We start from the raw sequence: 12453 nt of genomic DNA on the forward strand, positions 1-12453 counted from the left end.
TCAGGCGCCGGGCGGGCATCGTGTTCCCTGAATTTCCCAAAAAACACCATGTCCACCGAATCCACCTCGTCCTCTTCTTCCGTCTCCGCCCAGCGCAAGGGCTGGAGATTGCCTGCCGCCGCTGCGGCCATCCTCGCCGTCAGCGCCGGCCTGTTCGGCCTGCACGGCATCGAGGCCAAGGCCGATGACGTGCCCGCCAGCGCCCAGCCCGCCGCCACGCCCGTGTCGGTGGCCACGGTCGCCGAAAGCGAGGTCACCGCCTGGGACGAGTTCTCGGGCCGCCTCGAAGCCGTGGAGCGCGTGGACATCCGCTCGCGCGTGGCCGGTGCCGTGCAGGCCGTGCACTTTCGCGAAGGCGCGCTGGTCAAGCAGGGCGATCTGCTGATCACCATCGACCCGGCCCCCTACGCCGCCGAGGTCGAGCGGGCCGAAGCCCAGGTGGCCTCGGCGCAGGCGCGCCAGTCCTATGCGCGCAGCGAGCAGGAACGCGCGCGCCGCCTGTGGGACGAGCGGGCGATTGCCCAGCGCGAGCTGGACGAGCGCATCAATGCGGGCAGCGAGGCCGAGGCCAATCTGCGCGCGGCCCAGGCGTCCCTGCAATCGGCACGGCTGAACCTGGGCTACACCCAGGTGCGCGCCCCCGTGTCGGGCCGCATCGGCAAGCGCGAGATCACCGTGGGCAACCTGGTGGCCGCAGGCCCGGGCGCGCCGGTGCTGACCACGCTGGTCTCGGTCAGCCCCATCTATGCGAGCTTCGATGCCGATGAGCAGGTCATCACGCGTGCGCTCAAGGAGCTGGACGGCGGCGCTGGCAACCGCGCCAGGATCGACAGCATTCCCGTGCAGATGGGCACGGCCACGGCCGGCAGCACGCCTTTCGAGGGCCGGCTGCAACTGATCGACAACCAGGTCGATGCCCGAAGCGGCACGGTGCGCGTGCGCGCCGCCTTCGACAACAAGGATGGCGCCCTCATGCCCGGCCAGTTCGCCCGTATCCGCATGGGCCAGGCGCGCAACAGCAGCATGCTGCTGGTCAGCGAGCGCGCCATCGGCACGGACCAGAGCAAGAAGTACGTGATGGTGGTGGGCGGCGACAACAAGGCCGTCTACCGCGAGGTGGTGCTGGGCGCCTCGGTCAACGGCCTGCGCAACGTGACCCAGGGCCTGCAGCCTGGCGAGCGCGTGGTGGTCAACGGCCTGCAGCACATCCGCCCCGGCGCCCTGGTCGCGCCCAAGGAAGTGTCCATGGATGCGCGGGCCGATGCCCGCCAGCCTGGCACCCGGCAGGCAGCCGAACAAGTGGCTGACGCAACCAAGTCCTGATCTAGCCGCACACCTTTCCTGCCTCTGAAATGCCGCCTGACCGCATGCGGCATGGGCCGCGCTTTGCCGTGGCGGAGCCAAACACCATGAACCTATCCAAATTCTTCATTGACCGGCCGATCTTCGCGGGCGTGCTTTCGCTGCTGATGCTGATCGCCGGCCTGATCGCCATGGGCGGGCTGCCGATCTCGGAATACCCCGAGGTCGCGCCGCCGTCCGTGGTGGTGCGCGCCCAGTACCCGGGCGCCAATCCCAAGGTGATCGCCGAGACCGTGGCCACGCCGCTGGAAGAGCAGATCAACGGCGTCGAAGGCATGCTCTACATGGGCAGCCAGGCCACCAGCGACGGCGTGATGACGCTGACCGTCACCTTCCGCCTGGGCACCGACCCCGACAAGGCGCAGCAGATGGTGCAAAACCGCGTCTCGCAGGCCGAGCCGCGCCTGCCGGAAGAGGTGCGCCGCCTGGGCATCACCACGGTCAAGAGCGCACCCGACCTGACCATGGTGGTCCACCTGGTCTCGCCCAACCAGCGCTATGACATCAACTACCTGCGCAACTACGCGGTGCTGAACGTGAAAGACCCGCTGGCGCGCATCGAGGGCGTGGGCCAGATCCAGATCTTCGGCGGCGGCGACTACGCCATGCGCGTGTGGCTGGACCCGCAGAAGGTGGCGCAGCGCGGCCTGTCGGCCAGCGATGTGGTGGCCGCCATCCGTGGCCAGAACGTGCAGGCTGCGGCCGGCGTGGTCGGCGCCTCGCCGGGACTGCCGGGCGTGGACATGCAGTTGTCCATCAACGCCCAGGGCCGCCTGCAGAGCGAGGAGGACTTCGGCGACATCATCGTCAAGAGCGGCGCCGACGGCGCCGTGACCCGCCTGCGCGACATCGGCCGCCTGGAGATGGGCGCGGCCGACTATTCGCTGCGCTCGCTGCTGAACAACGACCCGGCCGTGGGCATGGGCGTCTTCCAGGCGCCGGGCTCCAATGCGCTGGAGATCTCGGCCAATGTGCGCAAGACCATGGAGGCCCTGAACAAGAACATGCCCGAGGGCCTGGAGTACCGCATCGCCTACGACCCCACGCAGTTCGTGCGCGCCTCCATCGAATCGGTGGTGCACACGCTGCTGGAGGCCATCGTGCTCGTGGTGCTGGTGGTGATCCTGTTCCTGCAGACCTGGCGCGCCTCCATCATCCCGCTGCTGGCCGTGCCGGTTTCGGTGATCGGCACCTTTGCCGTGCTGCATCTGCTGGGCTTTTCCATCAACGCGCTGAGCCTGTTCGGCCTGGTGCTGGCCATCGGCATCGTGGTGGATGACGCCATCGTCGTGGTCGAGAACGTGGAGCGCAACATCGAGGCCGGTCTCACGCCGCGCAACGCCACCTACCGCGCCATGCGCGAAGTGTCCGGGCCCATCATCGCCATCGCCCTGGTGCTGTGCGCGGTGTTCGTGCCGCTGGCCTTCATCAGCGGCCTCACGGGCCAGTTCTACAAGCAGTTCGCGGTGACCATCGCCATCTCGACGGTGATCTCGGCCATCAATTCGCTGACGCTGTCGCCCGCGCTGGCGGCCCTGCTGCTGCGCGGCCACGATGCGCCCAAGGACGCGCTGACACGTGGCATGGACCGTGCGTTCGGCTGGCTGTTCCGTGGCTTCAACCGCATGTTCCACCGGGGCTCCGAGGCCTACAGCGGCGGTGTGGGCCGCGTGATATCGCGCAAGGCGCTGATGCTGGGCATCTACCTGGCGCTGATCGCCGTGACCTTCGGCCTGTTCAAGGCCGTGCCCTCGGGCTTCGTGCCGGCGCAGGACAAGCAGTACCTGATCGGCTTCGCCCAGTTGCCCGACGGCGCCACGCTGGACCGCACGGACGAGGTGATCCGCCGCATGGGCGAGATCATGAAGGACAACCCCAACGTGGAGGACACCATCGCCTTCCCGGGCCTGTCCATCAACGGCTTCACCAACAGCTCCAACTCGGGCATCGTCTTCGCCACGCTCAAGCCCTTTGACGAGCGCAAGCGAGCCGACCAGAGCGGCGGCGCCGTGGCCGGCCAGTTGAACCAGGCCTTCGCAGGCATCCAGGACGCCTTCATCGTCATGTTCCCGCCGCCGCCGGTGGCAGGCCTGGGCACCACGGGCGGCTTCAAGCTGCAGCTGGAGGACCGCGCCTCGCTGGGCTATGACCAGATGGACGCGGCCGTGAAGGCCTTCATGGCCAAGGCCTACCAGACGCCCGAGCTGACCGGCATGTTCACCAGCTGGCAGGTCAACGTGCCCCAGCTGTACGCCGACATCGACCGTACCAAGGCACGCCAGCTCGGCGTGCCGGTGACGGACATCTTCGACACCATGCAGATCTACCTGGGCAGCCTGTATGCGAACGACTTCAACAAGTTCGGCCGCACCTACAGCGTCCGCGTGCAGGCCGACGCACCCTACCGCGCGCGTGCCGAGGACGTGGGCATGCTCAAGGTGCGTTCCAGTTCGGGCGAGATGATTCCGCTGTCGGCGCTGATGAAGGTGGACTCCAGCTTCGGCCCCGAGCGCGCCATGCGCTACAACGGCTACCTCACGGCCGACATCAACGGGGGTGCAGCACCGGGCTTTTCTTCGGGCCAGGCGCAGGACGCCATCAAGCGCATCGCGGCCGAGACCCTGCCCAAGGGCATAGCCTTCGAATGGACCGACCTGACCTACCAGGAAATCCTGGCCGGCAATTCGGCAGTGATCGTGTTCCCGCTGGCCATCCTGCTGGTGTTCCTGGTGCTGGCCGCGCAGTACGAGAGCCTGACCCTGCCCATCGCCATCATCCTGATCGTGCCCATGGGGCTGCTGGCGGCGATGACCGGCGTGTGGCTTTCTCGCGGTGACAGCAATGTCTTCACGCAGATCGGGCTCATCGTGCTGGTGGGGCTGAGCGCGAAGAACGCCATCCTGATCGTGGAGTTCGCGCGCGAGCTTGAGTTCGAGGGCCGCACGCCCATACAGGCCGCCATCGAGGCCAGCCGGCTGCGCCTGCGCCCCATCCTGATGACCTCGCTGGCCTTCGTCATGGGCGTGCTGCCCCTGGTGCTGTCCACGGGCGCCGGCTCGGAAATGCGCCGCGCCATGGGCGTGGCCGTGTTCTCGGGAATGATCGGGGTGACGGCCTTCGGCCTGTTCCTCACGCCCGTGTTCTACGTGCTGATGCGCCGCCTGGCAGGCAACCGGCCGCTCAAGCAGCATGGGCCCGAGATGGATGAAGAGGTCCCTGCACATGCACCCGCCCACGGCCATGCCTCGGGTGGCGGCGCGCTGCCCATGCCCTCTGCTGCGCGTGGCGAGCATGAATGAGCCCACATCACAAGAACAGGAACCGATCATGAAGATCCCATCGCTTTCGAAACTGCCCAGGCGCCTGCTGCCCCTGGTGGCGGCGCTGGCGCTGGCCGGCTGCGCCAGCGTGTCCCAGAGCCTGCCCGAGCTGCCGGCCGCACCCGCCTTCAAGGAGCAGGGCGCCGCGCCGCAGGCGGGCTGGACGCAGGCCCTGCCTGCCGAAGCCCAGGCGCGCGGCCAATGGTGGCTGGCCTTTGCCGACCCGGCGCTGGACGCGCTGGTGGACAAGGCCACGCTGGACAACCAGGGCATACAGGCCGCAGCCGCACGCCTGGCCGAGGCCCGCGCCCTGGCGCGCAGCGCCAATGCCGACCGCCTGCCGCAGCTGGGCCTGGGCGCAGGTGCCACGCGCAGCGCGGGGCTGGACAAGGCATCGGGCACGCGGCCTGCCACCCTGGTCAATGCGGGGCTGAACCTGTCCTATGAGGTCGATCTGTTCGGCCGCATTTCCCAGGCGGCCGACGCATCGCGGCTGGACGCCGAGGGCCGCGAGGCCCTGCTGCAAAGCACGCGGCTGGCCGTGCAGGCCGAGGTGGCGCAGACCTATCTGCAGCTGCGCGCGCTGGATGCCGAGCGCGCCCTGATGCGCGAGACCGTGGAGGCCTACCGCGACACGCTGCGCCTGTCCGAGCGCCGGCTGCAGGCCGGCGACATTGCCGAGCTTGACGTGGCCCGCATCCAGGCCGAGCTGTCCGCCACCGAATCGGACGCGCTGGCACTGGACCGCCAGCGCGCCCAGGTCGAGCATGCGCTGGCCGTGCTGGTGGGCGACTCCGCCTCGCGCTTCGGCCTGGGCGAAGGCGCCTGGACCACGGCCCTGCCTTCCATTCCAGCGGGCGTGCCGGCCACGGTGCTCATGCGCCGGCCCGATATCTCGGCCGCGCAGCGCGCCGTGTTCGCGGCACAGTCGCGCGTGGGCGTGGCGAAGACGGCATGGTTCCCCAGCATCTCGCTGACCGGCGCTGCAGGCCATGCCTCGCCCGAGGTCGGTGACCTGTTCAAGTGGTCCATGCGCTCCTGGGGCGTGGGCGCCCTGCTGTCGCTGCCGCTGTTCGACGGCGGCCGGCGCGAGGCCGGCGTGCAGGCTGCAGGCGCACAGCTCGATGCCGCGCTGGCCGCCTACCGCCAGCAGGCGCTGGTGGCCTTCCAGGAGGTGGAGGACCAGCTGTCCTCCATCCGCATACTGCAGGAGCAGTCCACCGTGCAGGCCCGTGCCGTGGTGGCGGCCCAGCGCGCCACCAGTCTGTCGGACACGCGCTACCGCAACGGCTACGTTAGCCAGCTCGACCTGCTGGACGCTCGCCGCAGCGAACTGCGCAACCGGCGCCAGGCCCTGCAGGTGAAGTCCGCGCAGTACCAGGCGGCCGTGGGGCTGATCCGGGCCATCGGCGGGGGCTGGGATGTGCCTGCCGCCCAGGCGCTGGCGCAGGCCGGGGGGCGGTGAACGGCAGCCGCCAGTCCGGGTCTATGGCCCCGCGTCCTGGGCCGGCGGCCAGCACTGGGCGCCGTGCAGCAGGCGGATCAGTTCGATGCGCCGGGCCTTTGGCCTGAGCCGGTACACCACGATGAAGGGGGTATGGCTGATGACCAGCTCGAAGGTCCCGTCCACCCGGCCGGGCCTTCCCATGCGGGGGTGCTGCACCAGCATGTCGGTCTGCCGTTCGATCTCGTCGAGCTGGCCGAGGGCGGCGATGGGGTTGTCCTGGGCAATGTAGTCGATGGCGGCCTGTCGGTCACGCTGGGCGCGTGGTGTCCATGCCAGTTCCATCACCGGGTGCCTTTGGCCCGGGCCTGCAGCACCTCACGCTGGCGCTGCATGTCCTTCTTGGCGGATTCCTGCGAGATCCAGCTGGTTTCCGCGTCATCTGCCTCTGTCAGTCCCTGCTCCACCTGGGCCCGGAACCACTGGTCGTAGCCCGCCGCCTGGTGCGTGCGCCGGAGCGCCAGGGCACGATCGGGCCGCGCCCGGGCGGTGGACTTGTCATCCGGGTTCCAGTGTTCGACATTGAAGGCTCCCACCGTCAGACCCAGCTCGCGTAGCAAGCCCAGGGCCTGGACGGGGTTGCCGAAGCGCCGGGGCTCGGTGCTGCGGGCCTTGGCGAGCACTGCTTCGCCACCTTTGAGCGTCTCGATCTGCACGATGAAGTCGCCGCCTTCGGCCTTGAGCGTGACGCCCGCAACGCCACCCGCATCCGTGGTGGTCCGCAATTGTTCAAGGGTCAGTGTGTCCATGGCCATCTCTGCAAGCTGGGTTCAATTGTTGATAGTGTGCATGAATAACAATTGATCTGCAATTTTTACCGCACTCAGGCCAGCACGTCGATGGAGCGGAACACGCGCTGCAGCACCGGGTCCGGACTGTGGCGGCAGGCGCGGACCTGCTCCATCAGGTGGTGCACGAAGCGCTCGGCCGGCCAGGGCAGGCGGCCATGGCCGCGCTGGACCACGCCCACCGTGTGCGGCTCGAACTGCTCGCGCAGGGCCAGCGGCACGATGCGGCCCTGTGGCGCGCTGCACTCGATCAATGGCCAGGGGCAGAACGACAGCATGTCGCTGTGCGCGACCAGATGCAGCAGCAGCGAGGCGGAGTGCACCAGGTGGATACGGCCCGCGGGCACGGGCAGGCCGTGGCGCAGGAAGATGCGCTGCACCAGCGCTTCTTCCTCGGGCGGCGTGTAGTTGAGCAGCCAGTCGCAGTCGGTCAGCGCGGCCAGGGATCGCGCACCGGCCAGCGGATGGCCGGCGCGCGCCACCACCGTGGCCTCGTAGCGCAGCAGCGGCATGCCATGCAGGTCGCCGGCCGATGCCCCCTGCGGCACACGGCCGATCAGCAGGTCCATCGTGCCCTCGCGCAGGCGGGGATGGGCCACGGCCGACAGGCCTTCGAACAGCTCCAGCCGGACCTGCGGCAGTTCGGCGCGGAAGGAGCGCAGCACATGCGGCAGCAGGCTTTGGCCCACCCAGGGCGTCACGCCGACGGACAGGCGGGTGGCGGCGCCGTGGCCGCGCAGCCGCGCCATTTCGTCCTCGGCCTGGGCGATCTGGGCGGTGATCAGCTGGGCGTGGCGCAGCAGGGCGTGGCCTGCGGGCGTGAGGGCGATGCCGCTGCTCTGTCGCTCGAACAGCGCCAGCCGGTGGCCTTCCTCCAGCTCGCGCAGGGCCTGGGTGATGGCCGACTGGGTGACCCCCAGCGACCGCGATGCGGCGCGCACGCTGCCGCAGCCGGCCACGGCGACGAGGTAGCGCATCTGGTGCAGTTTCATGGCCGGAGCGGCAGCGGTCGAGGGCAGGGAGGTCATGGCCCGATCTTGCAGGTTCCGTGCCATTCCCGCATGGGGGATGACCAGCCATGCCTGGCGGGGCAAGCGCAGGTGGTCTTTTGTGCGGTGGTCCCGCTTCCTAGACTCTGGCGCCATGAACCACGACTTGCCCGTTTCTCCCGCGCCCGGTGGCACCGATCCCGTGCTGCCCGGCATCCGTGCCACCGAAGCCGAGATGGTGGAGTTGCGCCACCACTTGCACGCCCATCCCGAACTGGCCTTCGAGGAATTCGCCACCAGTGACCTGGTCGCCGAGCGCCTGGCCTCCTGGGGCTACGAGGTGCACCGTGGCCTGGGCGGCACGGGCGTGGTGGGCACGCTGCGCAGCGGCCAGGGAGCGCGTCGCCTGGGCCTGCGCGCGGACATGGATGCGCTGCCCATCCACGAGCAGACCGGCCTGCCGTACGCCAGCCACCATGCGGGCCGCATGCATGCCTGCGGGCATGACGGCCATACGGCCATCCTGCTGGCGGCGGCGCGCGAACTGGCAGAGGCGCGGGGCTTCGATGGCACGCTGCACCTGATCTTCCAGCCCGCCGAGGAAGGCCTGGGCGGCGGCCGCAAGATGGTCGAGGATGGCCTGTTCGAGCGCTTTCCTTGCGACGCCATCTTTGCCCTGCACAACATGCCGGGCTTTCCCGCAGGCCAGTTCGGCTTTCGCGAGGGCTCGTTCATGGCCTCGTCGGATACGGTCGTCATCACCGTGCGCGGCAAGGGCGGCCATGGCTCGGCGCCCCATCTGTCGGCCGATCCCGTGGTGGCGGCGGCCCACCTGGTGCTGGCGCTGCAGACCGTGGTCTCGCGCAATGTCGATCCGCGTGACATGGCCGTGGTCAGCGTGGGCGCCATCCATGGCGGCGATGCACCGAATGTCATCCCCGGCGAGGTGGAGCTGCGCCTGTCCGTGCGCGCCTACCGGCCCGAGGTGCGTGCCCTGCTGCGCGAACGCATCACCGAACTGGCCCGGGCCCAGGCCGCCACGCTGGGCGTGCAGGCCGAGGTCGACTACCGCTGGCGCTACCCGGCCCTGGTCAACGACGTGGCCAGCACGGTGCTGGCACGCGAAGTGGCGCGCGACTGGCTGGGCGAGCAGGCGCTGATCCCTGACCTGCAGCCGCTGACGGGCAGCGAGGACTTTTCCTTCATGCTCGAACAATGCCCGGGCAGCTACCTGATCGTGGGCAATGGCGTGGGCGAGACCCATGGCACGGGAGGCTGCATGGTGCACAACCCCGGCTACGACTTCAATGACCGCATCCTGCCGCTGGCGGCCACCTACTGGGTGAAGCTGGCCAGGCGCTTCCTGTCCGCCGCCTGAGGCGGTCTTTCTCTCCCACTGCGCCTGCGCGCCCACTCCGTGATTGACCCCATGAGCACAGCATTTTCCTTTTCCCATGCCCCCGGCCCGAGCCGGCGCAGCCTTCTCGGCGCGGCGGCCCTGGGCCTGGCCGTTCCGGCCATGGCGCAAGGCACCTTTGCGTCCCGGCCCGTGAAGCTGGTCGTGGGCTATCCGGCCGGCGGCTCGGTGGACCTGGCCGCGCGTGTGACCGGCGATGCGCTGGCCGCGCACCTCAAGGCCACGGTGGTGGTGGACAACGTGGGCGGTGCAGCCGGTGCCATCGCCGCACAGCGCGTGGTCTCGGCTCCCGCCGATGGCCATACGCTGCTGGTGGGGGCCAGCAACGAACTGGTGGCCACGCGGCTGGTCAATCCCGCCCAGCGCTACGACGGACGCCGCGACTTCACGCCGCTGGGCCTGATCGCCACCAGCCCGCTGGTCCTGGTCGCGCGTCCGGGCCTGGGCGTCAGGAGCCTGGCCGAACTGCTGGAACTGGCGCGGCGCCAGCCGGACAAGCTCAGCTATGGCAGCTCGGGCGTGGGCTCGACCCTGCATTTCGCGGGCGAGTTGCTCAAGCAGCGCGCGGGCGTCTCCATCGCGCATGTGCCCTACAAGGGCGTGGCGCCGCTGACCAGCGACCTGGCGGGCGGCACGCTGGACCTGGCCATGCTCTCGCCCACGGCAGCCCTGCCTTTCCTGCAAGGCGGACGCATCGTGCCGCTGGCCGTCACCAGCGCCCGGCGCCTGGCCGCGCTGACCCAGGTGCCGGCCGTGGCCGAACTGGGTGCGCTGGGCGGCTATGAACTGGTCGGCTGGTTCGCGCTGATGGCACCGCGCGGCCTGCCCGCCGCCACGGCCCAGCGCATCACCGCCGCGCTGCAGCAGGCGCTGGCAGAACCCGCCGTGCGCAAGCGCCTGGAAGATGCCGGCATGGTACCGGCCACGGGGCACGAGGACCTGGCACGGCTCATCGCCGAGGAAGATCGCAAGTACGAGCAGCTGGCGGCGTTCGGCCGGATGCGCGACTGACGCGGGGCAGGGGCTTTCAGCGGCCCCGCAGGAACAGCGCGTCCAGCTCCTTCATGCTCATCTGCCGCCAGGTGGGGCGGCCATGGTTGCACTGGTCCGAGCGCTCGGTGACTTCCATCTGGCGCAGGAGGGCGTTCATCTCGTCCAGGGTCAGGCGCCGGTTGGCGCGCACGGCGCCATGGCAGGCCATGGTGGCCAGGATCTCGTTGCGCGCGCGCTGGACCACGGTGCTGGCGTCGTGCTGGGCCAGTTCGGCCAGCACGCTGCGCGCCAGCTCCACGGCGTCGCCCTGGGCCAGGGTGGCGGGCACGGCACGCACGGCCAGGGTCTTGGGCGAGAAGGGGGAGACCTCCATGCCCAGGGCCTGAAGCGTGTCGCCATGGGCCTCGGCCGTGGCCACTTCCTCGGGCGTGGCGGCGAAGGTGGCGGGGATCAGCAGCGGCTGGCTGGGGATCTGCTGCGAGGCATTGACAGCATTCTTGAGCTGCTCGTAGACGATGCGCTCGTGCGCCGCATGCATGTCCACCACGACCATGCCCTGGGCGTTCTCGGCCAGGATGTAGACGCCGTGGATCTGGGCGACGGCGCGGCCCAGCGGCCAGATGGCTTCTTCGGCAGCGGCAGCGGTGTCCGCTGCCGCTGCCGTGAAGTGCGCAGGGGAAGGCTCGGAGACGGTGACTGGCTGGGGCTGTGCAGCGGGTGCGTAGCTGGCGGGCACATCGCCGGCAGGCCATTGCACGCCGGGCCTGTCCACCGCGACTTCGGCGGCACCGGCAGTCTGCGCGGCCGTCTGGGCAGCAAGCGCAACGGGGGCCGGTGCGGCTTCGCGCATGGGTGCCCACAGGCCCGCCATGTTGCTGACCTTGTGACCGCCCTGTTCATCGCCAAAGCTCATGCGCGCCTGGGGCCAGGCGGGAGCCGCCACCTTGGGTGCGGTGGCCGGTGCGGCAGGGGCCAGCTCCGGGGTGCGGGCGGCTTCCTCGGCGGCAGCGGCGGCGGCCGCCGCAGCGCGCGGGGCGGCCAGGGCATTCTCTATGGCGTGGCGCACGGCCTGGTGCACCTCGCGGCTGTCGCGAAAGCGCACCTCGATCTTGGTCGGGTGCACGTTCACGTCCACGCGCGCGGGATCGATCTCCACATAAAGGGCGTAGACGGGCTGCTTGTGGCCGTGCAGCACGTCCTCGTAGGCGCTGCGCGATGCGTGGGTGAGCACCTTGTCGCGCACGAAGCGGCCGTTGACATAGCAGAACTGCTGGTCGGGCCGCGAGCGCGCCGCATCGGGTATGCCGGCGCGGCCCGTGACATGGACAGCGCCCGACCAATGGTCCACGGTCACGGAGTTCTGCACGAAGCCGTCGCCCAGCACATCGGCCAGGCGCTGTGCCAAGGCATCGGCCGACATGCTCCCGGCGGCTCGCCATTGCTCGACGAGCTTGCCCTCGTGCCAGATGGCGAAGCCTACGTCGGGGCGGGCCAGCGCGTGGCGGCGCACGGACTCGATGCAGTGGGCCAGCTCCGTGGCGTCGCTCTTGAGGAATTTGCGGCGGGCCGGCGTGGAGAAGAACAGCTCCTTGACCTCGACCGTCGTGCCCTGGTTGCGGGCGGCGGGGCGCAGCTCGCCGCTGCGCGCATCGAGCAGGTAGGCGGAATCCTGACCGGCCGGGCGCGAAAGGATGGATGACTCGGACACCGAGCAGATGGCCGCGAGCGCCTCACCGCGAAAGCCCATGGTGGCCACGGTCTCCAGGTCGTGCAGGTCTGTGATCTTGCTGGTGGCATGGCGGCGCAGCGCCACGGGCAGCTCGTCGCGCGGGATGCCGCCGCCGTCGTCCTCCACCGAGATCAGCCGCACGCCACCGGCCAGCAGCCGCACATTGATCTGGCGGGCGCCGGCATCCAGTGCGTTGTCCACGAGTTCGCGTACCACCGAGGCCGGGCGTTCTACGACTTCGCCGGCCGCAATCTGGCTGATGAGCTCATCGGGCAGATCGCGGATAGGGCGGCGCACGGGGGTGTCAGGGGTGGGAATGGATGCGTTCACGCGGTAATTCTAGGCGGTGGA

The 12453-nt window shown here is 69.7% G+C and carries 9 protein-coding genes; 5 read left to right on the top strand and 4 right to left on the bottom strand.

The genetic code is table 11. From position 1 onward, the window contains the following. Positions 1 to 48: 48 nt before the first annotated feature. The 3 genes from L1Z78_RS07540 (at position 49) to L1Z78_RS07550 (ending at position 6147) form a co-directional block, all read left to right on the top strand. Positions 49 to 1323, top strand: a complete 1275-nt coding sequence (locus L1Z78_RS07540; RefSeq protein WP_234640914.1) for an efflux RND transporter periplasmic adaptor subunit — start codon at positions 49 to 51, stop codon at positions 1321 to 1323. 86 nt (positions 1324 to 1409) lie between these two features. After that, the gene (locus L1Z78_RS07545) at positions 1410 to 4661 is read left to right on the top strand and encodes an efflux RND transporter permease subunit (RefSeq protein WP_234640915.1); all 3252 of its coding nucleotides are present in this window, start codon (positions 1410 to 1412) and stop codon (positions 4659 to 4661) included. A 28-nt stretch (positions 4662 to 4689) separates the two neighbouring features. Continuing rightward, positions 4690 to 6147: an efflux transporter outer membrane subunit gene (locus tag L1Z78_RS07550; protein ID WP_234640916.1), complete on the top strand. Its 1458-nt coding sequence runs from the start codon at positions 4690 to 4692 to the stop codon at positions 6145 to 6147. Positions 6148 to 6168: 21 nt separating this feature from the next. Here the strand turns inward: L1Z78_RS07550 and L1Z78_RS07555 are convergent, their stop codons facing one another. The 3 genes from L1Z78_RS07555 to L1Z78_RS07565 form a co-directional block, all read right to left on the bottom strand. Beyond that, positions 6169 to 6471 carry a type II toxin-antitoxin system RelE/ParE family toxin gene (locus tag L1Z78_RS07555; protein WP_234640917.1) on the bottom strand — a complete coding sequence of 101 codons (303 nt, stop codon included), beginning with the start codon at positions 6469 to 6471 and terminating at the stop codon, positions 6169 to 6171. Further along, the gene (locus L1Z78_RS07560; protein ID WP_234640918.1) at positions 6471 to 6935 is read right to left on the bottom strand and encodes a hypothetical protein; all 465 of its coding nucleotides are present in this window, start codon (positions 6933 to 6935) and stop codon (positions 6471 to 6473) included. Before L1Z78_RS07560 ends, L1Z78_RS07555 begins: the two co-directional genes overlap by 1 nt. A gap of 74 nt (positions 6936 to 7009) precedes the next feature. Further along, on the bottom strand, positions 7010 to 8002 hold the full coding sequence (locus L1Z78_RS07565) for a LysR family transcriptional regulator (RefSeq protein WP_234640919.1): 993 nt from the start codon (positions 8000 to 8002) through the stop codon (positions 7010 to 7012). A 115-nt stretch (positions 8003 to 8117) separates the two neighbouring features. On the opposite strand from L1Z78_RS07565, the gene L1Z78_RS07570 reads away from it, so the two are divergent. Then, positions 8118 to 9341 carry a M20 aminoacylase family protein gene (locus tag L1Z78_RS07570; protein WP_418921677.1) on the top strand — a complete coding sequence of 408 codons (1224 nt, stop codon included), beginning with the start codon at positions 8118 to 8120 and terminating at the stop codon, positions 9339 to 9341. A gap of 51 nt (positions 9342 to 9392) precedes the next feature. Further along, entirely contained in the window at positions 9393 to 10391 is a 999-nt protein-coding gene (locus tag L1Z78_RS07575) for a Bug family tripartite tricarboxylate transporter substrate binding protein (RefSeq protein WP_234640920.1), read from the top strand. A 16-nt stretch (positions 10392 to 10407) separates the two neighbouring features. Here L1Z78_RS07575 and mutL read toward each other — a convergent pair whose 3' ends face one another. Continuing rightward, positions 10408 to 12432: a DNA mismatch repair endonuclease MutL gene (mutL, locus tag L1Z78_RS07580; protein ID WP_234640921.1), complete on the bottom strand. Its 2025-nt coding sequence runs from the start codon at positions 12430 to 12432 to the stop codon at positions 10408 to 10410. Between the last annotated feature and the right edge of the window lie 21 nt (positions 12433 to 12453).

It is taken from the genome of Delftia tsuruhatensis (assembly GCF_903815225.1).
GTDB classification, from domain to species: Bacteria; Pseudomonadota; Gammaproteobacteria; order Burkholderiales; family Burkholderiaceae_C; genus Comamonas; species Comamonas tsuruhatensis_A.